This is a genomic window from uncultured Ruminobacter sp. (genome assembly GCA_902764345.1).
In the GTDB taxonomy this organism is placed as follows: Bacteria; Pseudomonadota; Gammaproteobacteria; order Enterobacterales; family Succinivibrionaceae; genus Ruminobacter.
Map to the genome: position 1 here is coordinate 1 of CACWVT010000029.1, position 25,492 is coordinate 25,492.

The 25,492-nt window shown below is 42.1% G+C and carries 14 protein-coding genes; 5 read left to right on the forward strand and 9 right to left on the reverse strand.

Annotated features, from left to right (window positions below; genetic code table 11):
* Positions 1 to 570 precede the first annotated feature (570 nt).
* The 4 genes from QZU58_RS06380 to QZU58_RS10210 all read left to right on the forward strand — a co-directional run bounded on the left by QZU58_RS06380 (position 571) and on the right by QZU58_RS10210 (position 6,736).
* On the forward strand, positions 571 to 3,444 hold the full coding sequence (locus QZU58_RS06380; protein ID WP_294495743.1) for a valine--tRNA ligase: 2,874 nt from the start codon (positions 571 to 573) through the stop codon (positions 3,442 to 3,444).
* A 299-nt stretch (positions 3,445 to 3,743) separates the two neighbouring features.
* Complete coding sequence (locus QZU58_RS06385; protein WP_294495744.1) at positions 3,744 to 5,057, forward strand: MATE family efflux transporter; 1,314 nt, start codon at positions 3,744 to 3,746, stop codon at positions 5,055 to 5,057.
* 217 nt (positions 5,058 to 5,274) lie between these two features.
* Positions 5,275 to 6,060, forward strand: a complete 786-nt coding sequence (locus tag QZU58_RS06390; RefSeq protein ID WP_294495745.1) for an outer membrane beta-barrel protein — start codon at positions 5,275 to 5,277, stop codon at positions 6,058 to 6,060.
* Positions 6,061 to 6,592: 532 nt separating this feature from the next.
* A complete protein-coding gene (locus tag QZU58_RS10210; protein ID WP_363174825.1) occupies positions 6,593 to 6,736 on the forward strand; it encodes an IS3 family transposase in 144 nt (47 codons plus the stop codon).
* A 132-nt stretch (positions 6,737 to 6,868) separates the two neighbouring features.
* On the opposite strand, the gene QZU58_RS06395 is transcribed toward QZU58_RS10210, so the two are convergent.
* From QZU58_RS06395 to murJ, 6 genes are all read right to left on the reverse strand, one after another.
* Positions 6,869 to 12,484 carry a hypothetical protein gene (locus QZU58_RS06395; protein ID WP_294495746.1) on the reverse strand — a complete coding sequence of 1,872 codons (5,616 nt, stop codon included), beginning with the start codon at positions 12,482 to 12,484 and terminating at the stop codon, positions 6,869 to 6,871.
* A 574-nt stretch (positions 12,485 to 13,058) separates the two neighbouring features.
* Positions 13,059 to 14,009: a 4-hydroxy-3-methylbut-2-enyl diphosphate reductase gene (gene ispH / locus QZU58_RS06400; protein ID WP_294460494.1), complete on the reverse strand. Its 951-nt coding sequence runs from the start codon at positions 14,007 to 14,009 to the stop codon at positions 13,059 to 13,061.
* Positions 13,996 to 14,541, reverse strand: coding sequence for a signal peptidase II (gene lspA / locus QZU58_RS06405; RefSeq protein ID WP_294495747.1), 546 nt, complete (start codon positions 14,539 to 14,541; stop codon positions 13,996 to 13,998). The genes ispH and lspA overlap by 14 nt, the downstream gene beginning before the upstream one ends.
* A gap of 82 nt (positions 14,542 to 14,623) precedes the next feature.
* Positions 14,624 to 17,437: an isoleucine--tRNA ligase gene (gene ileS, locus QZU58_RS06410; RefSeq protein ID WP_294495748.1), complete on the reverse strand. Its 2,814-nt coding sequence runs from the start codon at positions 17,435 to 17,437 to the stop codon at positions 14,624 to 14,626.
* 208 nt (positions 17,438 to 17,645) lie between these two features.
* Positions 17,646 to 18,578, reverse strand: coding sequence for a bifunctional riboflavin kinase/FAD synthetase (gene ribF, locus QZU58_RS06415; RefSeq protein ID WP_294495749.1), 933 nt, complete (start codon positions 18,576 to 18,578; stop codon positions 17,646 to 17,648).
* Positions 18,579 to 18,734: 156 nt separating this feature from the next.
* Positions 18,735 to 20,339, reverse strand: coding sequence for a murein biosynthesis integral membrane protein MurJ (murJ, locus tag QZU58_RS06420; RefSeq protein ID WP_294495753.1), 1,605 nt, complete (start codon positions 20,337 to 20,339; stop codon positions 18,735 to 18,737).
* 647 nt (positions 20,340 to 20,986) lie between these two features.
* On the opposite strand from murJ, the gene rpsT reads away from it, so the two are divergent.
* Complete coding sequence (rpsT, locus tag QZU58_RS06425) at positions 20,987 to 21,250, forward strand: 30S ribosomal protein S20 (protein ID WP_294460486.1); 264 nt, start codon at positions 20,987 to 20,989, stop codon at positions 21,248 to 21,250.
* 721 nt (positions 21,251 to 21,971) lie between these two features.
* Here rpsT and tilS read toward each other — a convergent pair.
* From tilS to QZU58_RS06440, 3 genes are all read right to left on the reverse strand, one after another.
* A complete protein-coding gene (gene tilS / locus QZU58_RS06430) occupies positions 21,972 to 23,399 on the reverse strand; it encodes a tRNA lysidine(34) synthetase TilS (protein ID WP_294495750.1) in 1,428 nt (475 codons plus the stop codon).
* Between the two features lie 139 nt (positions 23,400 to 23,538).
* On the reverse strand, positions 23,539 to 24,495 hold the full coding sequence (gene accA, locus QZU58_RS06435; RefSeq protein ID WP_294495751.1) for an acetyl-CoA carboxylase carboxyl transferase subunit alpha: 957 nt from the start codon (positions 24,493 to 24,495) through the stop codon (positions 23,539 to 23,541).
* Positions 24,496 to 25,051: 556 nt separating this feature from the next.
* The coding region (locus QZU58_RS06440; RefSeq protein WP_294495752.1) for an OB-fold nucleic acid binding domain-containing protein at positions 25,052 to 25,492 on the reverse strand (441 nt) is incomplete at its 5' end.

The following is a 25,492-nucleotide window of genomic DNA, read 5'->3' on the forward strand; positions in this document are numbered from 1 at the left end:
CATAAAAATCAATACATGTTTTTAAAAAACACCTAAACCGCATGGATTAAGGTTGCGCTATGTTTTTCCACTCAAAATCATGTGGGAAAGTTGAGTTATATTATTTTTATCATGTGTCTTTCGGCTTTCCGGCCGATATTAACAACATCGTCGTACAACCGGGAACACCGAAGAGCAACCTTCTCCACCATAGTGAGGGGATAAAGCACTAACGATCTTACCATAAATCAGCCTGACGAATGACATTAATACTGACCATTATATTAGAGTTATCACACATAACGGCTAAAGCCGCACGGGCTTTTTCAGCATACGTGAAAAATATGAATGCCGTTTAATTACCGGTATAACAGCAAATATGGAATGAATTTATGTGATATATGGAGTAAAATACGCATGGATAATTTGTACAGATAACTGTCAACAATATTCAGATTATCCGTCTCTAAAGATTCAGATTCTAAATCAAACCATGATTAAACTTTATCGAAAAATCTTTGAGAATACCATTAGCGGCTTAATGTACCAGCATTAAGTCATAGATGTTTTGCTTAAAAAAAGAAGAAAACGATGGAAAAAACATATAATCCAAATGCAATCGAGCAGACCATATATCGTAACTGGGAGGAAAAGAAGTATTTCCGTCCTAGCATGGATGCAAGCAAACCTGCATTCAGTATCTGTCTGCCTCCGCCAAACGTAACCGGTTCCCTTCATATGGGACATGCATTCCAGCAGACCATCATGGATATTTTAATCCGTTATCACCGCATGCTCGGTGACAATACCCTGTGGCAGGCCGGTACAGACCATGCCGGTATTGCTACTCAGATGGTTGTGGAAAGAAAGATTGCCGCAGAAGAAAACAAAACCCGTCACGACTACGGACGTGATGCCTTCATCCAGAAAATCTGGGAATGGAAGGAACAGTCCGGCGGTACCATCACCAGACAGATGCGCCGTTTAGGCACTTCAGTTGACTGGGATCGTGAAAGATTCACCATGGACGAAGGGCTCAGTGCAGCCGTTCAGGAAGTCTTCATCAGACTGTACAACGAAGACCTTATATACAGAGGCAAGCGTCTCGTAAACTGGGATCCTAAGTTACGCACCGCCATCAGCGACCTTGAAGTTGAAAACAAGGAAGTTCAGGGCCATATGTGGCATATCAGATATCATCTGGCAGATGGTAAAAAAACCGCTGAAGGCAAGGATTATATTGTTGTTGCCACCACAAGACCGGAAACCATGCTGGGCGACACCGCCGTTGCGGTTAACAGCGAAGACCCACGCTACAAGGACTTAATCGGAGCCAAGATCGTACTTCCTCTTGTAAATCGTTTAATTCCTATCGTCGGCGACGAACATGCCGACATGACCAAGGGTACCGGTTGCGTAAAAATCACTCCGGCTCACGATTTCAACGATAACGAAGTAGGCAAGAGACATGCACTGCCTATGATCAACGTCCTTACCGAGGACGCAAAGATCCGTGAATCAGCAGAAGTATTCGATACCAACGGAGAACCTTCTGACGCATACTCAAACGAAATTCCTGCCAAGTACCGTAATCTTGACAGATATGAAGCTCGAGACGTAATCGTTGCCGATCTTGAAGCTCTCGGTCTTCTTGAAAAGATTGAGGCTCATACATTAATGCAGCCGTATGGCGACCGCGGTGGCGTTCCTATCGAACCAATGCTTACCGACCAGTGGTACGTTCGTGCAGGCATTCTGGCAAAGCCGGCAATTGAAGCTGTGGAAAACGGTGACATCCAGTTTGTTCCAAAGCAGTACGAAAACATGTACTTCTCATGGATGCGCAACATTCAGGACTGGTGTATCAGCCGTCAGCTCTGGTGGGGCCACAGAATCCCGGCCTGGTACGATGAATCAGGAAAGGTCTACGTTGCCCACAACGAAGCTGAAGTTCGTGAACAGAACGGTCTTTCTGCTGACACCGTACTCAGACAGGACAACGACGTTCTTGACACATGGTTCTCATCAGGGCTCTGGACATTCTCCACTCTGGGATGGCCGGAAAACACTCCTGAATTGAAAACCTTCCACCCTACCAGCGTACTGGTAACAGGTTTTGACATCATCTTCTTCTGGGTTGCCAGAATGATTATGATGACCATGCACTTCATCAAGGATGAAAACGGCAATCCGCAGGTTCCGTTTAAGACCGTATACGTTACAGGTCTCATCAGGGATGAAGAAGGTCAGAAGATGAGTAAGTCCAAGGGTAACGTTATTGACCCTCTGGACATGATTGACGGTGTAAGTCTGGAAGAACTTCTGAAGAAGCGTACCGGCAACATGATGCAGCCTCAGAAGGCAGCAAAAATCGCCAAGCGCACCGAAAAACAGTTCCCTAACGGCATTGAAGCCCACGGCACCGATGCCCTGCGTTTCACCCTTACCGCACTTGCCTCAACAGGCCGCGACATTAACTGGGACATGAAACGTCTTGAAGGCTACCGCAATTTCTGCAACAAGTTATGGAATGCCAGCCGTTACGTTCTCATGAACGTGGAAAACAGGGAACTCAGAAAACCTGATTTCGCTGACTATTCATTACCTGACAGATATATCCGCAGTAAGCTTGCGGCATGCATCAAAGAAATCAATCACAGTTTTAAAAACTATCGTTTCGATCTGGCGGCTACCGCTTTATATGAATTCGTATGGAATGAATTCTGTGACTGGTACATTGAATTAACCAAGCCTGTACTATGGTGCAAGGACGAAAACAGCACTTTGGGCGGAGAAAATCACAAGAATGCAACCCTGTACAACCTGATGGATGTACTGGAAACAATTCTGCGTCTTGCTCATCCGATTATGCCGTTCATCACTGAAGAAATCTACGGAAACGTTGCTCCTTTAATCAGAAATGACTTCAGAAAGGGAGATTCCATCATGCTGAGGGCTTACCCTTCAGACAACGATTTCGAATATGATGAAACAGCCGTTGCCGAACTTGACTTCATCAAGGAACTGGTTATTGCCGTCCGTAACATCCGTTCTGAAAAGAACCTTGCTCCTTCATTAAAGCTCAGTCCTATTATGAGAGGTGAGGCTGATGAACTTGCAGTTATTGAACGCAACATGGACTTTGTTCTTTCTCTGGCAAACCTGGAAAAGCTGGAGACGAAGGTAACAGACTTCCCTCCTGCAATCGCCAAGATTGTGGGTCACAGTGAAATTCTGTTCCCTCTCGCAGGCATCGTTAAGAAAGACGAAGAACTGGCACGTCTTGACAAGGAAATCGCCAAGGTTAACTCTGAAATCGACAGAATTAACGGTAAGCTTAGCAACGAAACCTTCACCTCCAAGGCTCCGCAGAACGTAATTGCCAAGGAACAGGAAAAGCTTGCTAATTACAGGGAAAGTCTTACCAAGCTCCTTTCTCAGAAGGACTTAATCAGTAAGCTTTAATTCTCAGTAAGCAGAAAACATCAAAGTCCCATTCCGTATAACATCGGAAATGGGACTTTTTTATAGATGCTCTTCCTTCAGTTCATCATTAACGCACCTACATACGAAGACTACTGCAAAAAATGAAATATAATGCACCCGATTCACTTAATGATCCTACGGCACCTTAGTTCCACTTAAAACCAAGAATATACCATCCACGACACCACTGTTTAACCTAAGTTTCCTCTACGGCATGTAATATTATTCACACCATGAATTTAACCTATCACAAAGATGAAGCATTAAGACTTATAAAAATGGCTGTTCCGATTTTCATCGGGAGCATATCAACAACAGGAATGGCCTTCACTGACACTCTGATGGCAGGAAGAGTCAGTTCGCTGGATTTGGCCGGGCTTTCCCTTGCCACTTCCATTTTTATTCTCATAACAATCCCTATGTCAGCCTTCATGCTGGGAGTAACCCCCATTATTTCAGCGGATCATGGAAATGACAACAGGAAAAACATACATTTTCATTTTTACCAGCTGCTCTACATCTCCGTAATCATAAGTCTTATAAGCATTGCATTATCACTGAGCGCACCTCTGCTTTTTCCTTATCTTAATCTTGAGCCGAGAGTTGAGGAAGTTGCCACAAAGTATTTATGGATCGTCTCTGCCGGAATTCCCTTTACTTTTGCATTTAACTCTTTCAGATCACTTACAGACGGAATTGGAAAAACCAAAATATCCATGATATGCTGCATGCTGGGACTTGGTATAAACGTCTTTCTCAACTGGGTTTTCATTTACGGAAAATTCGGATTTCCGGCAATGGGAGGCATCGGATGTGCCGTGGCAACAGCCATGGTACAATTTTTCATGCTTGTAATTCAGTTGTTCCTTACCAGCAGGATTCGTTATCTGCAGAAATGCGCCATATACCGAGATCCGCCGAAACCTGATAACGTGACATGCAGGAAGTTCATCGGAACAGGATTCCCGCTTGCCGTAGCCATACTGCTTGAAATCGGAATCTTTTCACTGTTCTCCCTTGTGGTATCCACCATGGGAAGCACAGCAATGGCTGCCAATCAGATTTTCTTTAACTACATGACTCTTATATACATAATTCCAATGTCTATTGCTAATGCTGTATCCATTCGCATAGGATATGCCCACGGTGCTAATGATTTCACAGCGGTAAGGAATACAATATCATCCGCTTTTGTCATTGGCCTTGCATTATCCGTGGTTGTAGGAATTGCATCATATATTCTCAGAAATCAGATAATATCAATTTATACATCAGACGAAGAAGTTAAAAACATTCTTACCGAAACATTCATCTGTGTGTCCGTATATCAGATTGGAGACTACTGTCAGACCATAGGAACCGGAATACTCAGAGGCTTTCAGAAAAACAGAATCATACTGGTTATGGCACTTATCACGTACTGGATGTTTACCGTTCCTGTCGGACTCATTCTCTGCTTCAAGTCTGTCTTATGGGGACCTCACGGATTCAACGGGTTGTGGATTGCATTATGCGTTTCACTTTACATACTGGCAGTGGCATATATATACAGAACACACCGGATTGTCAGCCGACTGAAAGCCATCAATTAATTATCAGTATGAAATATCATAGATAAAGGATAAAAAATATCTTTAGTTAAACCAAATTTATAAAAATATAAATGTTATCTATTATTCTTGACGTTTATCACTTGTTTATTTATTATTTTTACACGACATGTTAAAAAAATGTTCCAAAAGTACATCTTATAAAAACATGATAGAACAAAAATAAATTAATTAATCATTTTCAGAGACAGTTATAAACATGAGCAGACTTACAAAATTAGGGATTGCAGCCGTAGCGGCATTAACTTTCTTAACCCTTTCAAATCAGGCCTCAGCGGCTCCGACTAAATTATCAGTAAGACCTTACGCTAGCTTTAAGGCAGGCGCCTCTTTGCTGAATTTAGATTCTAGATGCAATGACAGCCATCTGTATGACAATAGTAACAGTGAGAGTAAAGATTATATCTGGGACTGCAGCGTAGACCATAAGACAGCTTTCAGCATGAGACCAGCCATTGGTCTTGAATTCTATGATGATTCTCTTGTAGGAATTAGAACAGAGGTAGAGTGGTATCAAAATAATCGTCAAAAATTTACCGGTAAATCAAAAGGAATAATAACTAACCTCGATGGTTCTCCTAATACAACTTATTATGCTGAATTAAACAACAAAATTCAAACTAAAGCTTTAATGTTTAACACCTATGCAGACTTCCACACTGACAGAATATTCGTTCCATATGTCGGTGCGGGACTTGGTTGGGCAAAGCATTCTAATAAACACTCAAATATTGTTCCTGATGTCACTATAACAGGCGATGATTGGATTTTGGGTCGTCCAGGTTACACTGTATCAGGAAAAACTAACACCAACAGACTGGCAGTTGATGTAGCAGCCGGAACTGCAATAAAATTTAATGATTATATTGCTTTGGATCTTGGGGCAACATACTATTACTTTGGCTCAGTAAAGAATCCGAACATTTTAAACAAATTAGTCCTTAGTTCCGTAAATTTTGATGCAGGTTTAAGATTGACATTCTAAAATCCGACCTTATATTCTAAACGCTGAAAACGCCATCTCATACACGTTTTCAGCGTTTATTATTTGTTTATCCGTCCCACGTACGTTATCCGTTTTACCACAATCCACCTAAAATCAGTCAATTTAGGGATTTATTCTTTCCGGTATCAGCAATACCAACTGAAATTCCCAGTAACAGTTCCATAAGAATTCCGTTAGAAATCCTGAGTTTTGCACGTAATAACAGTGGTTGCCGGTATAAAGTGAAATTTTAATGTCCTGCTATGAAATGACCTTTGTCAAGAAGTAATTTGTACTTTATAGGCCACTAATTGAATTGCTGTTCCTATAAGGTATAGCATATAACAATGCTTCAAATTTTAATCTAGTCTTTAGGTGAGCATTTGTTTTAGGCTCATAGTTAATACCTATAAGCAACACATCGTCCTAATAATCACCATCATGGTACCTACTGAAATATTCCTTATCCTTAATCTGCTTCATGGTTTCCTTTGCACTTAACTTAGAACATATTTAAATTATATAAGCAGGATTGGTAGATTCATGTTTCTCTTCGATACATAAATCAGACGGCACTTCGGGAGATGAACATGAGTTTAACACACCTGACAAGCTTAAGGACGCAATGGAGGAGTATATCCATTATTGCAACAATAATAGAGTACGGAAAAATTAAAAGGCCGAACTCCCTGTGAAGTAGGAAATTCAGCCTTAAAACAAGCATAAGTTTGATTTGTTCAACTTATGGGGATCCCTCCAGCAAATGGAGGGATTTTATCACAGTATGTTCATCACATAAAAATGTGATTTAATACAGCTTAATCCAGGAAGAGTTGGATACTACTTTCGAATTAAATGGAAGGTCTACTTGCTCCTTCTGTGCGTCTTTATCCGCAGAATCCAGAGGGTATGCGACATGTCTCTTACCATCTTTACCCATGAACACCCTACCCTCACTCAACAGTCCATTGTATACTTCCGGACTAGATAATTTGGTTAAGCTTCTAAGGGTCCAATCACCGGTTACCAGATAAGATGTACCGCCACCATTACAGGTATCGCTTACATTTGGCATATTTACAGGAACAGAGAAATTAAATGAATCAACAATATTTGGAGCCCTGTAAATACGTGCACCATCCTTAAAACTCTGTCCATCTGCATCAGCTAAATCCAAGAACCAGCCAAAAATCTTTGAACCGACCTTTGGTGTTGTACTTGGAGAAACCACTATACTGGTACGATCATCCGAAGCAAACACATACTGAACCAAACAGCCTTCTTTTGCATCTGATGAATAAGAACTATAACACTTATGCACCAGTGTACTTCCAACTCTGCTTGAAACATTAACATCAGGATCTGAACTTCTGTCTCTTAACATGTATAAAGACTGAGCAGTATTATACTTAAGAGACACAGTGCCCTGATCGGCGGCTGTCCACAGACCACCAGTTCCAAAAATCAGACCGACACCACCATAAGGATGTGAATCAACTGCGATGGCAGAAGTTATCGGCTGAGCCACTCCGTTGCTGTCTAAAGCCTTAAAGATAATCTGAGGTTTAGAATAACTGTCAGAGCCCCATTTGGTAACATCGAAGTTCAGAGCGTCATTCCCTGATGCAGTGAAAGAATCAAGATCCATCTTCCAAATATTACCGAACAGATCGCCAACATACATTGCATCATACTTCTGACCAATTGCATATTTATCTGATAAGGTATACATGTTTACAGGTCCGAGAGCATTCTTTCTGTTGTATCCCCAAGGATCTTCGGCATTAAACTCAACTTCATTTGCTACGCAAGGAGCATATAACTTGTTAGAGCAATGTTCTCCAAGATTAAACATATCAACAAACAGCAGACCACTCTTCTGAGCATCGTACCCGCTACCATAAACTAAATAATGGATAGCTTCATCAGATTCTCTGGCTTTCTTAACTCTGATGTATGTAGGAGCCACACGCTGCTTACCAACTAAATCGCTATCGTTATCCCTAAGTTCCCAAACAACTAAAGGATCAGTTGAAGAATCATTAAGCGCTTGGAATCGGTCTTCAGGAGATCCTACGTTAACAATTGTAGGCATAGCTGTCACGTTAAGCAGATAGCCACCTCTAAGCCCCATACCATAAGTGCCATAGAGGTATACCTTATCGTCAATCGTAATAACTTCAGGGGTACTGTCAACAAATGACATATGATCACTTGCATAAGTTTCCTTAACAAGTCTGCCTATTGACGAAAGTGCAACTGATGGCAGGTAAGAAACTATAGGCTTACCATTGCGTTCATTTATGATATGAAGCATACCATCATTCGCACCCACAGCTATGTACTTCTGTATCCATTTGTTACCGTTGGCATCTACCTGTACACTTTCAGCACCAGGAACTGAAAATACAACAGCATCAGAGTTAATTATATCTCCTAAAACAAACCTCTGAAGATTATATTCACGATATCTTAATGGCTTATTCTCATTTTTTGCCAGACGGAGAGAGTAATTATCTGACGTATTCAGACCTTCGTAGATATGATCGCCAAGAACCCATCTCACGACTTTATCAGCGTATACGAGATTATCCGCATTTTCCACCTCAGCCTCAGAAAGGCCGGTGTCATTGAGAAGCTGGCTTACTACATAATGACCCAGGTATTTGTCATTTACAGCGCCATCTTTTTTGGATAAGGTAACATAAGTATCTTGAACAGATGGGGTATTGTTCCAAGTTGTGTAGTCGTACGCATTCTCCTTCGCATAAAAACGTCTTATCTTAAAGCTGGAAGCACTAGGATTAGTGTCTAAAGTTAGAACTAATCTGTTATCCGGCTTTTCTTCAGCAAAAGTTTCAGAGGCATGCCACGCTACCTCACCAATGTATGTTTCAACCGTGGTGCCATCTTGACTGGAAGTTGAATACACCCTCTTCACCAATTCACCGAACCAGGTTGATGCTTCATATGCAGTAGAGTACTGATCAAGTGAATCTCCATTTTTTGCTAAAACCAGACTAGAGCTGGAGCTCACATTCTCAACAATCTTATTGAGCATTTGCGCTATACCGTCACGAAGCTTAATAGGATTCGTTACAAGATAGTAATTTGACGGTTCTATAGAAGGATCTTTACGCTGCAGGCGGTTTTCGCTAGGAGCCTTAGGATCCTGAGATAAACCGTACTTTGCTGCGTACCACAGAGGACTCTTCAGCCAACCAGTATTGTCATTCGTAGCCTTAACCTTAAACGTGCGGCTGGTAGTTACGGTTGACTTGTTATCCGCTGCCTTATACCCCATTGATGAATAGTGATCTCCATGCAAACGATAGTTATGCTTATCATTACCATTCTTGAAATCCTTACCCTGGTCAAATCTTGCATACTGCCAGTATCCCTGTGATACTAGAGAGCTTCTGTTCCCATAGTAAATATTTGCATGAGGCTTAATGAATTTCTCATAGTAATCATCAATGTTTCCACTATTCCAGAAAGAATAGCTGCTCTCTATATAGTTATAAGCAGGGAACAAGCATACGTCATAAGGAAGATCCCCACCATTTTTACCTTCATTGGCAACCTGAGTCAGACCGGTTGTACCATCTGCTGATATTCGATTCCAAGCTTTACAGGAATCAATTGAAGCATCATTAATAACTGTATCCAACTCATACAAATTGTACACGCATCCATTGTTGTTCTTTGCAGATACCTTTCCGAGATCAACATACACACCCTCATTTTCAACGCCTGTAATTACGTATCCTGCATGCTGAGGTGCATATGGGTCACCGTCTTCATGAGTTAACATGACTCTGATGTATGTACCATTTTTGCCCTGCAATACCTGATATTTATAGGCAACCACCCAGTCCATATCATAGTCAGAACCATACTCAAAGTCTTCATAACTGATTCTGAATACACCTTCATTATCACTCAGTTTTTCAACATAGAAATCAGCAACCTGATTTGTTGACTGCTTAACACGAATGTCTTTTGTAATCTTGCTAAAATCTTCAACATGGTACCATTTATTGCCGTGCGGATCCCAGCTAGCAGAGGTTTCGCAAGAACTATCTTCTGACGGAGTTTTGGCGAAAGGCAGTATTTCTACATAAGCAGTTCCCGCTCCGGTATTAATCGGAACATTTATCTGAGGAACATTAGGCTTCATTGCAACCACATAGGTAGACATATACAAATCACTTTGCTTATTATTTGGTCCGTGTGATGTTCTGTTTAAACCTTTACTGTACAAAGAGGCAACGCCTGCAACATTATATGAACCAGCACTGAAAGCAGCGGCAGGAGCTAAACCAACGACCTCATTAAGATTTGAGATTTCCTTCCTTGAAGGAATAAATTCATACATACCTGAATCTTTATTTTCGCCTCTTATCGCTCCCATATAATAGGAACCTTTTGCAAGGCCGTATTCATTTGAAACAGTCCCGGTTTCATTTACAATGGCTGATGTATCAGAATCATATGCGTCATTTTTCACGTTAGTACTGTCAAAACTTATATTTTCGTCAGCAATCAGCAAAGCAACAGGTTTAGCACAGTACGTAGAACTCCCATCTGGATATGGATCCGTAGGCTTAACATGTCCCATTTTTAACTGAGCTTCTTCAAAACCAGAATTATCCTTGTACATTGAACGCCCCTGGAAATATCTGGCCGTCTCGTAGAGGATTTCACCTACAGGATTCCCCCAATCATGACACATACCAGTACTTTCAGTATTCATCTTAACCAACGGACCATTGTCAGTCTTATCACGAGAACACTTATTATATACACCACCACCATTAGGACTGGAATTATCACTACCTGAATGCTTTGCAGATATATTCATTCTGTCAAATGTTGCAATGAGACCGCATATAGACCCCTTACCATTTGATGTTACACCTGCACAAGATATCTTGCTGAAATCAAAGTCACCGGCTGAATGATTAGAATCAGAAGTCATACGTATTTCTGACGTAAAATCACCGATATTCGCTCTGAGAATACCGCCTTCGATATTGCTCGACCAGCCACCGGTGATAAGACCGAACCTCATTCTTGGAGAAGCACCCTGACCATACTGCTGAAGCAGACCGGTAGGCTGCCAAATAGGATTAGTTTCAGTACCATAATTCATGCAGTTGTCATTGTCATGGAATTCCTCTGTACAAGCTACCACTGCTATGTTCTTTGTCTCTACCTTATCAAACAGATCTGTGTTAGATACGGAACTACCTGAAGCTTTATTCTTTCTGTCAATTCTTTTCTGATGATCGGAACCTATGGCATCCAGATCATCCTGATTAAACGTCTGACGGCTTGCCCAGTCCCATATGTATGCAGCGTCCTCACTGCTGGCAGTGCGCCCAGGCATACCTGCATTCTTAACAAGTGCATATCGCATGTAGGTAGAAGTCCAACGGAATGAATTACCGGCATTGTCATCATCATTGTCCTTGCGAACACTGTCGTCCGGTGAAGCAACAATAAAGAACCAGGCATTCTCAGCATTACCGGTATTATCCAGATCGGTGAATTGATTTACTGTAAACTGTCCTTCATACATCAGATCTGAGAGAACCTTACCCCAAGCATGAGAGTCTCGAAGCACTCGCGAATGAGCCAGCAACGAAGATTCCAGAGTTTTCTTTTTCCCTGCAATTTCTGTCGAATACACATACTTCGTTGTTCTGGTTTTACCAGCCTTAAAACCCGCACCTGTGGTATTATTATATACTCTCGCACCGCCATAAAGAACTTTTCTGATAACGTCAATTCTGCTTGAAGTTACATAATTCAGGAAATTTCCGCTCCAGGAGCTTCCGTTACATACATCCACCGTCCTGGTAGGCCTGTCGGATTCACTCCACATGGACAAACTGGCCGGAACGGATTTTCCGCCAAACTTCTCATCGCCTGCCCTTCCCACAGGATACCAATATCCCGGGAACTGGTTGTAAGTTGTACTCCATTTACCCCGTTTACCACTATTAAATTGTATAGTTACGTTTGAGTGCAATGGTTGAGTTTTATCTTTAAGATCGATAATACCTTCTTTATACTTATAACAGAATTTATTATCAAACAAACCGAAATAAGAAATGGACGGGTCGAACATGATATCAAGTTTGCCGTCACCATCAATATCGGTATAGTCTGAATACGCTTCAGAGAAAAGATTATGATCACGACCTACAGTCAGCATAACCAACGGAGCAACACCTAGCCCCGCTATACCGAACGGAGCAGTAACCGTGGCATTACTCTCAACCATCTGTAATTCTTCATTTGTGGCATCCTTTAAATTTACATTCTCGGCATAAGCCACACCTGAGATCGATATACCCGCGGCAGCCAGCACTACGCAGGCATTAATGACTCTGGATAAATTTTTTAACTTAACCATGAGTTTACCTCACTTATAATGTATATAAAAATTTTTTCTTTTTTCAAAAATGAAAACTACTCAATTTACTATTAAATACCAAATAACAAATATTTTCAAAAAACTATTAACATTTAATAATGGAATTTCTGCTCAATTCACAAAAACAGTAAAATTTTACGTTAAAATTTATGAAATTATTTTTATAAAAAAGTGTTAAAAATCAACAGTTTTTAATATTTTGTTAATATAAATCATTGATTTTTAATATCTGAATTAAAGTTTTTTCCATGTATATATATTCATAAATAAATATGAATTATATATATTTGCAATATATATATTCTTCTGTTTTATGTTTTTAGCATAATCCTGACTAGAAACATGGAAAAGAAAAATGCATTCTTACCATGTTTTAATTATTCCGGAAACTGACTAACAAACATATATTTTACAATTGATAAAACGTAAAAGTCATACAACCGGTTATTAACAAATGTAAACACGCATTATTACAAAACGGATATAGAACGTTTAAGAATAAAGTCACGTGATTACAGAAGAATCAAGTGACTTTATAAAGGTTATAAAAACATCACAGTCCTTCCGGCAGTCTGAAGTTCTGTTTTTCCTTTGAAACACCGATGTTTTCAATGTCGTACTCATCATTTACATTAAGATGTTTCACTATCTCCTCAATGAGATATTCCGGAGCAGAAGCACCGCTCGTAATGGCAACAACCTCTTTTCCGGCAATCATTTCCTGCTTCACGTCAGTATAATCGTCAATGAGGTAGGAAATACAGCCTGACTGTCTTGCAACCTCACTTAACCTGTTGGAGTTTGAAGAATTTTTTGACCCCACCACCAGAACCACGTCTGCGAGATGAGCCACATCCTTTACGGCCTGCTGTCTGTTCTGAGTGGCATAACAGATATCGTTTGTGGCCGGACCGGAAATAAGAGGGAAGGTTTTTCTGAGTGCGTCAATACAGCTCTGAGCCTCATCAACACTCAGCGTTGTCTGTGTAACAAAATGAAGTTTTTCAGGGTTATTGATATGCACCCTGCCTATTTCTTCAATGTCATTCACCACATGCATTGCCCCCACTGAACTCGTGTACTGACCGACAGTCCCTTCTACTTCCTGATGCTTTGCATGACCAATCATGATGATTTCCTCATCCTTGTCACTTATGCGCCTCACCTTACGATGTACCTTATCCACAATCGGGCATGTGGCATCATATACCCTGAGATTCTTTCTGACCGCCTTCTGCTCAACAGCCTTGGAAACACCATGAGCTGAAAATACTGTTATGGCCCCATCCGGAATCTCGTCAAGGCTGTCCACAAATATGGCTCCGTGACGGTTAAGCTCTTCAACCACATGCTTGTTGTGAACAACCTCATGCAGCACATAGACATTTTCGTTCTCGTATTTGGCAAGTACCAGCTCGACAATCTGAATTGCCCTGCTTACTCCGGCACAGAAACCGCGAGGACTGACCAGTAGGATTTTTTTTCTTAACTTATTCTCCTGCATTCCCGGCTCCCTCTTCCTTCTTATCCTCCTTTTTGATAAAAAGTTCATAAACAACAAAAAGGAATACACCGACACACACTCCGCAATCAGCAATGTTAAATGCCGGATAGTGATGAATTTTTCCGCCCCATTCCAGATAAAAATCCAGGAAATCTATTACGTATGAATACACAATACGGTCATACAGGTTACCCAGAGCTCCGCCGATAATCAGGGCAAAAGAAATATTCGGAAGAAAATCCGACACTCTGTTTCTGTACATGCAGACCAAAAGGTATATGCTGACGCCTAAAGCAACAGCTCCGAAGAAAATCTTCTGCCAACCTCCCTTATCTGCCAGAAAGCTGAATGCCGCACCCTGATTATGCACATGAATAATGCTGAAAAAATCATGGATAACCTCAATAAAGCCATTGGGGTCATACGCAGGAATATTGTTAATTATCCACAGCTTACTAAAATAATCCAATAGGATTACCACAACCGAAACAGGCAGAAACACCAACCCTGACCTTAAGATTTTTCCACTCATTCACTTGTCCCTAAATAATTAAATTAAAGCCCTGCTGTAAACAGGGCTTATATGTTTTCAGAAAGTATGCTGTATGCCGAATTTATGCAAACTTACGGATTTCACCGTCGCCGTCAATGTTTTCGGCACAGCGCTTACAAATTCCAGGATGTCCCTCAACAGAACCGATTCCCGGAACACGATGCCAGCATCTTTCACACTTTTCCTCAGCAGTTGCGGTAACGGTAACTGAGAGCCCCTCGATATCAGTCTTTTCAGCATCGGCACCGTCGGCAAGAGGTAACACCTCACACTTCGATACCAGAAGAACAAAACGGAGTTCATCTTCGAGAACGGCGAGGGTTGAGGCAATGTCGTCACTTGCATAAATTCTGACTTCAGCCTCAAGTGAACTGCCGATTACCTTGTCCTTACGGGCAATTTCAAGCTTCTTGTTAACCTCATCGCGAACTGTCTTAACCTTCTGCCAGAAATCGTCATTTAAAGAATCATCTTCAGGAAGCTCTCTCAGACCTTCAAACCATTCAGAGGTAAATACGTACTTATCCCTGCTGCCAGGTAACTGCTGCCAGATTTCCTGAGCGGTGAAACTCAGGATTGGAGAGAACCATCTAACCATCGCTTCGGCAATGAGATACTGTGCAGTCTGACTTGATCTGCGAGCCACGCCGTTGGTCTTTGAGGTATACAGTCTGTCCTTAATGATATCAAGGTAGAAAGATCCCATGTCAACAGAGCAGAACTGCATTATTTTCTGCACTACGGTATGGAAATCAAAGCTGTCATAAGCACTGATGATTTCCTTCTGAGCCTTTGCGGCACATGAAACGGCCCAGCGGTCCAGAGCCACCATATCCTTGAAATCAACCATATCAGTTGCGGGATTGAAATCATTAATGTTGGCCAGCAGGAATCTTGAGGTATTACGGATACGACGATAGGATTCCGCACTGCGCTTTAATATTTCATCAGACACGGTCATTTCACCACTGTAATCGGTAGAAGCAACCCACAGTCTTAAAATATCGGCGCCGAGCTTTCCGATTACGTCCTGAGGGCTTACTACATTGCCGATGGATTTACTCATCTTACGTCCCTGTCCGTCCACGGTAAAGCCGTGGGTAAGAACGGTCTTGTAAGGAGCTTTTCCGGAAATGGCTGTACTGATCATAAGTGATGACATGAACCAGCCACGGTGCTGATCCGAACCTTCAAGATACATGTCAGCACTGTTACCGTTGTATTCACTGCGCTTGTTAACAACCGTATAACTGGTTGAACCTGAGTCAAACCATACGTCAAGAGTATCCTTAACCTTTACATATCTTTCCTGTTCTTCAGGAGTCAGAACTTCCTTAGGATCAAGATCCCACCAGGCCTGAATTCCCTTCTTCTCAACGCGCTTGGCAATTTCCTCAATCAGTTCCTGAGTACGAGGATGAAGCTCATTGGTGTCCTTATCAACGAAGAGGGCAATCGGCACACCCCATGTACGCTGACGGCTGATACACCAGTCAGGACGGTTTGCAACCATGGCCTCAATTCTGTTCTGTCCCCATGAAGGAACCCACTGAACCTTCTTTATTTCATCAAGAGCCTTAGTTCTCAATCCCTTTTCTTCCATGCTGATAAACCACTGCGGTGTAGCACGGAAAATAATAGGTGACTTATGTCTCCAACAGCAAGGATATGAGTGGGTAATTTTGTTTACGGCTGCAAGAGCATCCTTTTCCTTCAGCAGTTCAACAACCTTTGGATTGGCTTCAAATACATTCTGTCCGGCGAAGAAAGGAGTGCCTTCAAGGAAACGGCCGTCAGCGCCGACAGGACAGGCCACTTCAAGATTATACTTTGAACCTACAACATAGTCGTCCATACCGTGTCCCGGAGCAGTATGAACCGCACCGGTACCTGAATCATCGGTAACGTGTGCACCGAGAATTACAGGAACCTGCATATCCAGGAAAGGATGACAGAACTTCAGGCCTTCAAGACTGCTGCCCTTTGTTACGGCAAGAACTGTAAATTCTTCAACACCGTATCTCTTTAATGCGTCGGCAGCAAGAACTTCAGCAAGAATGTAGCACTTGCCGTTATCAGCCTTAATGAGCTGATAATTGAAATCAGCATTCAGACAGACTGCTCTGTTTGCAGGCAGAGTCCACGGAGTTGTTGTCCAGATTACAATGTTAGGAACCGTGTCGCACTGAACATTACCGAAAGCCTTCAGTACGGCATCTGCATCTGCCGCCTTAAAGCATACGTCGATTGCGTATGACTGCTTGTCATAATATTCAACTTCTGCTTCAGCCAGCGCACTGCCGCAGTCGATACACCAGTGAACAGGCTTAAAGCCCTTAACCAGATGTCCGTTTTCGGCAACTTTACCCAAAGCACGGATGATATTGGCTTCCGTTTCAAAATTCATGGTGAGATAAGGATTATCCCAGTCACCGAGAACACCGAGTCTCTTAAAATCATTACGCTGCGCATCTATCTGGGTTCTGGCATACTTGCGGCATTCCTCTCTGAACTCAGCTGCAGTAACCTTCTGTCCCGGCTTTCCTACGAGGCCTTCAACCTTAAGTTCGATTGGCAGACCGTGACAGTCCCACCCGGGAATGTACGGAGCATCAAAACCGCTAAGGGTCTTTGACTTAATTATGATATCTTTAAGAATCTTATTTACTGAGTGACCAATGTGAATATTACCATTAGCATATGGAGGACCGTCATGCAGAATGAATGACTTTCTGCCTTTTCTAGCGTTTCTAATCTGACTATAAAGATCATCCTCATACCAAGAGTTTAACATCAGCGGTTCACGCTTTGCCAGATCTCCGCGCATAGGAAACGGGGTATCAGGCAAATTAAGAGTTTTCTTATAATCTGTCATTTCAATTTAATACCATAATTAAAAAATACCGCTCAACAGCCTGCACGTGTTAAGGAGAACATTACATTCATGCAACCCTAACATACTGCGGAGAGACCGATTACGGCATGTCTAAACAAGAACGGCAAACACCGCACCTTAAACCATTGCAAATACGGACAGAACGTCTGCGCATTCTTCCGCATTCAAAAATTCTTCAGTCGTCTTCTCACGGATGAGCCTTAAAAAAAGCCCTTGTTTCCTGCTCATCCCTAGAAATCTGCTGCTTCAGTTCCGTAAGAGAAGGAAATTTAATCTCATCCCTTAATTTCTTTATGAACGAAACCTTTATCTCTCTGGTGTACAAATCACCGGAGAAATCAAATATAAACACCTCAAGAAGGGGATCACTTCCGTTAACCGTCGGTCTTATACCGACATTTGCCATGCCGTAACGAACTGTTCCGTCAGGCATGCCGACCTTAACGGCATAAATACCGAAAAGAGGAATAACCCTTCTGTTGAGGTTTATGTTTGCAGTCGGAAAACTGATGGTTGAACCAATCTTTCTGCCGTGACATACCTTCCCGCGGATGTAGAAGTATTCCCCGAGCATCTCGGAAACCTTTTCCAAAGCGCCTTCCGACAGAAGCTGTCTTATGGCCGTGGAACTCACCCTTTCTCCGCAGTATCTGTAACTGGACATGCTGAATACCGTAAATCCGAACATTTTTCCGGCTTCAGAAAGAAGTTCATATCCGCCTCCGCCCTTTTTCCCGAAACGGAAGTCGTCACCCACAATCAGCAGTCTGACATTCAGTTTTTTTACCAGAATATCCTTAATAAACGATTCCGGAGACAAACCTGCCAACTTTTCGTTGAATTTCAGGCAGAACAGTGTATCTATGCTAAGTTCCTTTAACCCAAGATACTTATCCCTGAACCTGCTGAGTCTTGCGGGTATTCTCTCGCATGAAAGAAATTCCAGAGGCTGAGGTTCAAAGCACATCACACCGGTCTTAAGCCCCAGCTTTCCAGCTCTTTCCTTAAGTTCACCGAGGACTGCCCTGTGCCCTATATGCAAACCATCAAAATTGCCTATGGTAAGAGCCATTCCGTCGGCATTATCGGCATAATTATCAAGATTTCGCACTAAGTGCATAATTCAACCAACTACTACCAACTACTCAAAACCTAAAATTTATATATCAACAAGTTTCAGATTATACCAAAAAAACGTTATGTTTATAACATTTTTCACATTTCATTCGAAGGTAGCAGTTTACAGCCGTACTGTTGCGGTACGGCAATTTTCGAACTACACACCGCGCAGATGAGACGGTCTAATCCCAAGAGCAAAAAGTGACACAAAGTATATCAGGGCTCCGGCTACGATAAGAACCGACAGATACACTATAGACGCCAAAAGTCCAAGTGAAGCCCAGGCCTCGATATTTTCAGCAAAATACTCCCTGATAAAACTCAGTCCGACTGACATTATCGCAGTTCCAGCCAGAAGCTTTATGATAAACAGTACTGTAGACCTGCTGACGTGATAAATGTTTTTTCTGGCAAGCCCGCATAAAAGCAGTGTTGCGTTCAGAACGGCGGAGACGGTGGTAGCCAGAGCGAGCCCCAGATAACCGTAACCAAGTCCGCCGTCAATTTCCAGGTACTTTTCCAGAGGAAAAACAATGATAAGACTGCAGCATATATTGGTAATCATGGATATTATGCCGTATCTTACCGGCGTAGCCGTATCCTGTCTGGCGTTAAACCCAGGAGCCAGCACACGGACAAGCATAATGGCCCACAGACCGGAAACTGATGCAATGACGCTGAGTCCCACGTGACCTGCGGCATCGAGTCCAAACTCTCCTCTCATGTAGAGAACCCTTACAATAGGTTCGCGAAGCATGATTATTCCCATCATTGCCGGAAATCCCAAAAGCAGAACAAGTCTTATTCCCCAATCCATGGTTTTTACGTAGCCGTCATTATCCTTTTTGGCGAACTGCCGTGACAAGGCAGGCAGAATCACGGTTCCGATGGCCACGCCGAATATACCTATTGGAAATTCCAGTAATCTGTCGGAATAATACAGGTAACTGATGGCTCCGGTTGCAAGATTCGTGGCAATAATGGTATTGATAATGAGATTTATCTGACTCACTGAAACACTGAAAATTGCAGGAAGCATCAGCTTTCTTATTTTAGCCACACCGGGGTGATTCCAACTTATTTTCGGCTTAACCAGACATCCAAGCCTGTACAGAAAAGGAAGTTGGAATGCAAACTGAACCACACCGCCGGCAAGGAATCCCAAAGACAGTGCGAAATTCGGATCTTCCGTATAAGGAGCAATGCATATACAGCTGGCAATCATGCACAGATTCATGAGACACGGGGTTATCGCAGGAATAAGGAACTTCTCAAAAGTATTCAGGATGGCACCGGACACGGCCGTAAGGGTTATAAAAAACAGGTACGGAGTGGTAATTTTAAGAAGAAACGAAGCCTGAACAAACTTTCCTCCTTCAGGACCGTCGTGAAGCCATTCCTCGAACCAGCCCCAACCGAAAATTGCGGTAACAACATGACTTCCGAGCATGCCGAGAATGGTAATAAGAAACACAAGAGCACCCAGTGTACCTGAGGTATGACTGATAAGATCGTTAAGCCCTTCCTTGTCCTTTTTGGCCTTAAATTCAGCCATCACGGGGACAAATGCCTGACTGAAAGCTCCTTCCGCGAACAGTCTTCTAAGGAAGTTAGGAATGCGTTGGGCAAAAAAGAGCACGTCCGAGCTCTGTCCGGCCCCGAGAATTCCGGCAATGAAAACATCCCTTATGAGACCGAGAATTCTGGACATAAAAGTAGCTACGGACGTAATCAGGCTGGAACGAAACAATTTACTCATGATATAAGCATAAATCCATCTTACCGAATTAAACGCAGGCTCACCACCTTTTACCTTAGGTAACCGGAACGAATACGCCTGCTTCTCTAGTGCACCTGAAACGAAACATCACTAATGCCGAATGTTATTAACGGATAGGTGCATGAGTGCAGATTATAACCGCTATCAGGCACATACTCAAACACAAAGCCGTGCTTCATTCTTCCGATTCCACACTCTGCAATGTCGCCTCTCATACTGATTAAGATTCCGGAACATGAATTACGCATAAAAACGCCTGTCAAAAAACATGACATTAAGATGATTTTTTGATATAATCCGCCCAGTTTATTGTCCAAACCTAGTTTGATTGCAATACGCATAAAATCCTAAATTCCGGGAAGTGTCTCTTTGTGCCGTAAAGCTATCCATAAACAGGGACAAACCGCAAAACGATCATCGGCGTAATCGGCTAACTACGCCATACGATGATAATGACTTTTTGCTGTTGTGTTTTTAGACAAAGACAATTATAATTGCGCTCATCTGAAAACAGACCGTAAAAGTCATTTGGTTTGTGTGTTTAAAGATTAACACTGATAAATTGAACGATAAACCTTAAAAGTATTGTTAAGTTTATCTTTATATTAAAGAATTTTTAGGAGTTTACTTTGGCTAATATCAAGTCAGCTAAGAAGCGTGTAATCGTTTCAGAAAGAAATCGTGTTCATAATGTTGCTCAGCGTTCAGCTATGCGTACCGCAGTGAAGAAGGTTGTAGCTTTAATCGCTGCAGGCCAGAAGGATGCTGCAAAGGAAGCTTTCAACAACGCTCAGGTTCTTCTTGATCGCGCTGCCAGCAACGGTTTAATTCACAAGAACAAGGCTGCTCGTCATAAGTCTCGTTTAAGTGCACAGATCAAGGCTCTTGCCTAATTCTGACTAACCCTTACGGGTATGAATCATAAAAGTAAAACCGGCAAAAAAATGCCGGTTTTATTTTTTTCTCGGAAAAGTGAACTTTTTATAAACTCCACTCTCTAAGATAATAGAGCTGATAAGCTCTTCCTTCATAATAATATCTTTCTTAACTCGCTTTAACTTAATTCTAAGGCGAGTTTTTTATTTGGCCCTGAACTTTTTTAATTATTATCCGCCCCGGACATCCCCATTGTAGGGAACAGGTTTATTTTATAATTTTATAAAAACAGTGACAAAAGGAACAAACAATATATGGAACTTGTGTCATAAATTATTCACAGAATAAACATAAAATTAACAGCTCTTTATATCCCCGTATATCAGCGTATCTTAAATTCACTTCCAGAATATAAACAGTTTAATCACAGATTTATTTACAATAATGTTTCTGATCGATTCTAGACTTTGGTAACACTTTTTGACACACAAATTCCATATTTCGTGGAACAAATCAACAAAATTAGTTTATACTAAAAAATAATTTTAGATATCATCTGGGAACTTTCTGCCCAGACCCCAGTCTAAAATTATACCTGCGAAACGAAGATATAATGTTTATTATTTTCTTTGTTTTTCATTCCGTGTTTTCGGTCATCATCTGCTGTCTTGGTGACCGTTTTTTTTGCCTGTTAAAAATCTATCCGCTTCCGATATGTCATGTGTTCTGAATTAGGTTTTATCCTTCAAATGAATCATGTCTGACAGTCAGTTCAACAGAATAATAATCGTTTCCAGTCTGTCTTTCAGAATCACCACAGATCTTGAAAACCCCGTGAACTCCCAAAATATTACCGCCTTCATCCGTAACGACAGGATGCAGAGGTCTGAGAATCAGCGGAATACCGTATTCCTTCCACAGCTGTTTTAGAATCTGACTATGCATTCTGGTGCTTGGTTTTAGTCTGAGTGATGATACCGGATTAAACTGCAGGATCAGCCCGTTCTCATCTTTCGGCAGATAAAAAACATCTCGAACAACAATGCCTGATTCGCTCCCGCGGGAAGCATTGCACGAATCATCCCCGCATTCAACAGCTTTCCTTAGGGAAAGCACCACACCGCCACAGTGAACATCCTCCCCAACGACAATATGTACTGTTCCGGAATTAATAAGTCCAGTGGTATCGGGAACGGCAAAAAGGTAACCGCGATATAGACTTATGACCATATCCTCCACCTCTATTCTTGCCTTTGAATCCGTACTATCCTTAAGCTTCATAAGCTCCGGCAACTGTTTTCTGGGAATCTGAATACCGTAATGGTTGCGTAAAAACAATCTGATTAATGCCTTTTGGTACTTATCACTAAGTTCTCCGCTAATTCCTGCAAGCTTTTTCATATTCAGGGCGAAACCGCCAAAAGGAACAATATCCACAAAACCGGCAAGCTTTTCCTTAAGCATATCCTCATATAAAAGCAGATCATCACGAAGATTCTCTGAAACAATCCGTGCTCCCGTGAGAATCTGAGGGAAACGTCTTTTAATTACGGGAATGACTTCATGTCTTAAATAGTTTCGATCGTACTGATTACTCAGGTTGGTGGGATCCGTAACATAATTTAAATCATTGATACGACAGAATTCCTCCACCTCAGACCGGCTTACCGCAAGCATGGGTCTTGCCAGAAAACCGTGCGCAAAAGGCTGAATATCTGGGATGGCGCTTAATCCGGAAATTCCCGCACCGCGATTGATGGCCATCAGCATTGTTTCAAGCAGATCATCTGCGTGATGTGCCGTAAACAGCACACATTTATCAGAGTTAATGTATTTCGAAAGAGCTTCATATCGTGCCTTTCTGGCGTTGGCCTCAACTGACCCCCGCAAACTTACACGAACATGTTCTATGTGAAAATCCACACCTGTTTTTCTGCATTCATTTTGGCAGAAGGTCACCCATTCGTCAGCCACCTTCTGCAGATGATGATGAACATACACTGCCCTTACGCTGAGAGCAAGTTTTCTGGATGACGCAACAAGCTCCAGAAGCATGCGTGAATCAGCTCCGCCGCTCAGTGCCACAACCCAGTTTAAACCGGCATATCTTGAAAGATCGATTTTTTCTGAAATTCTTCTGCTGAGCAGTTCTCTGTCATTTATCATAGTGACAACCCAAACAAACGATTGTACATTTTCAAATAAGGCCGGAAGTCCATCATAAAAAAAACCTTAATGAATTCATTAAGGTTTTTATGTATCTTATGCAGGATGATGATATCTCATGTACCATCAACCTCTTCCATTAGCAGTAACCGAAAGCAAGAAGCTTCTTGTAACGGTTCTCAAGGAGCTGATCTTCAGACTGCATCTTAAGCTGACTCAGATCCATCAGCAGTCTGAGCTTCAGATTTTCAGCCATGGTCTTGTAGTCCCTGTGTGCGCCGCCTAATGGTTCTTCCACAATATTGTCAATCAGTTTGAGTTCCTTTAATGCTGAAGCGGTAATGTTCATTGCTTCTGCAGCTGTTGATGCCTTGTCTGCACTCTTCCATAAAATTGAAGCACAGCCTTCAGGAGAAATTACGGAATAGGTTGAATACTGCAGCATGTTAACGCGGTCACCGACGCCGATGGCAAGAGCACCGCCTGAACCGCCTTCACCGATAACGGTACAAATAATAGGTACGCGCAGAGAGCTCATTACCTTAAGATTTCTGGCAATTGCCTCAGCCTGTCCTCTTTCTTCCGCGCCAACGCCAGGATATGCACCCGGAGTATCAATGAAAGTGATAATCGGAAGCTTAAATCTTTCAGCTGTCTGCATCAGACGTAAAGCCTTACGGTAACCTTCAGGTCTAGGCATGCCGAAGTTTCTTAATGTACGCTGCTGTACGTCTCTGCCCTTCTGATGACCTATAACCATTACGGACTCACCGTCAATACGGGCAACACCGCCGACAATGGCGTTGTCATCAGCATAGGCACGATCGCCGTGAAATTCTTCAAAGTCAGTAAAAATGTTCTCGATGTAATCAAGAGTATAAGGTCTTAACGGATGACGTGAAAGCTGGGATATCTGCCATGCACCGAGATTTGAAAAAATCTTGGTGGTCAACTCTTCCTGCTTCTTTTTCATAGATTCAATCTGATCGGTAAAATCGAGACTATCGCCGATATTGGTACTGACCTTCTTAAGCTCCTCAATGTGAGCCAGGATCTCAGCAATAGGCTGTTCAAAATCAAGATAATCCATATTCATATAAATAACACCTCATTCCTGACGAGAATTTAAGATTATGCCGGAAGACGTCTGATTACAAAAATGTAAAAAATCCTTTTTTACGCCATTGCGAACAAATAACCGGACATTCCGAATTAATGTTCCGTTCCCGGACAAAACCCCTGCATTCATCATGCATCGCACAATGAATAAAGAATACAACAATACACTGTAAAACAATCTGACCGGCATGTCAGTTTTTATGTTTTCTGACTCTGCATCCGATAAAGTCCCTGTCTGACACTCTATATCTCGTTGTGCACGCGGATATTCAGAGGTAATATCCGAACAGGAAAATACGGCACCGTTTTACATGACGGCTTTTTTGTTGGCTTTATCTGCCTGTCGTTTTTCAGCAGAAAACAGTACGCCACGGCCGTCCGTACATTAAAGTTTATGTATTTTAAACTAAATATACCTTAATTTCGACAAATTAATACCACAATGCCAACAAACTCAAACAAACATCGGAGTCCCGGACGTATACATAAATAATTTGCGGCTTTAACCAAAGCTGACGTTCCTGTGAAACAAACTAATCGTATACGACCTCAACCCTGTTTTTCACGTAGTATTCAAGAGAATCCAGAACGGAATCACTAGGTTCCACGTAATACTTTGTCGGAGCAATCAGAAAAGACCTGTCATTATCTATTGCAAGCTCCAGTCTGGTATTTCCTCCCTGCGTCTCGGCCACTTCTCTTATACGGGACGCCAGACCGTCATCCTTAAGCTGTTTTGCATCAAGATAGATTCTTATGGCTTTGGCCGCCCGCTGACGGGCAGTAGTTATGTTTTCAACCTTGTCGATAAAAATCTTCTTCATGTTCTCACGTTCGTCAAAGCCTATCTTGCCCGTCACCATTACCAGAGTGTTCAGTTCAAGCTTGTCCTCAAAACGGGCAATCTGATCTCGCCACAGAGTAAATACCATTCTGCCGGTATTATCCATGATGACACCGCTCATCAGGTGATC

What these genes read in the sequence shown, in the direction of transcription:
- QZU58_RS06380 (WP_294495743.1), top strand. Translation starts at nt 571, where the DNA reads ATGGAAAAAACATATAATCCAAATGCAATCGAGCAGACCATATATCGT.
- QZU58_RS06385 (WP_294495744.1), top strand. Translation starts at nt 3,744, where the DNA reads ATGGCTGTTCCGATTTTCATCGGGAGCATATCAACAACAGGAATGGCC.
- QZU58_RS06390 (WP_294495745.1), top strand. Translation starts at nt 5,275, where the DNA reads ATGAGCAGACTTACAAAATTAGGGATTGCAGCCGTAGCGGCATTAACT.
- QZU58_RS06395 (WP_294495746.1), bottom strand. Translation starts at nt 12,484, where the DNA reads ATGGTTAAGTTAAAAAATTTATCCAGAGTCATTAATGCCTGCGTAGTG.
- ispH (WP_294460494.1), bottom strand. Translation starts at nt 14,009, where the DNA reads ATGCAGGAGAATAAGTTAAGAAAAAAAATCCTACTGGTCAGTCCTCGC.
- lspA (WP_294495747.1), bottom strand. Translation starts at nt 14,541, where the DNA reads ATGAGTGGAAAAATCTTAAGGTCAGGGTTGGTGTTTCTGCCTGTTTCG.
- ileS (WP_294495748.1), bottom strand. Translation starts at nt 17,437, where the DNA reads ATGACAGATTATAAGAAAACTCTTAATTTGCCTGATACCCCGTTTCCT.
- ribF (WP_294495749.1), bottom strand. Translation starts at nt 18,578, where the DNA reads ATGCACTTAGTGCGAAATCTTGATAATTATGCCGATAATGCCGACGGA.
- tilS (WP_294495750.1), bottom strand. Translation starts at nt 23,399, where the DNA reads ATGATAAATGACAGAGAACTGCTCAGCAGAAGAATTTCAGAAAAAATC.
- accA (WP_294495751.1), bottom strand. Translation starts at nt 24,495, where the DNA reads ATGAATATGGATTATCTTGATTTTGAACAGCCTATTGCTGAGATCCTG.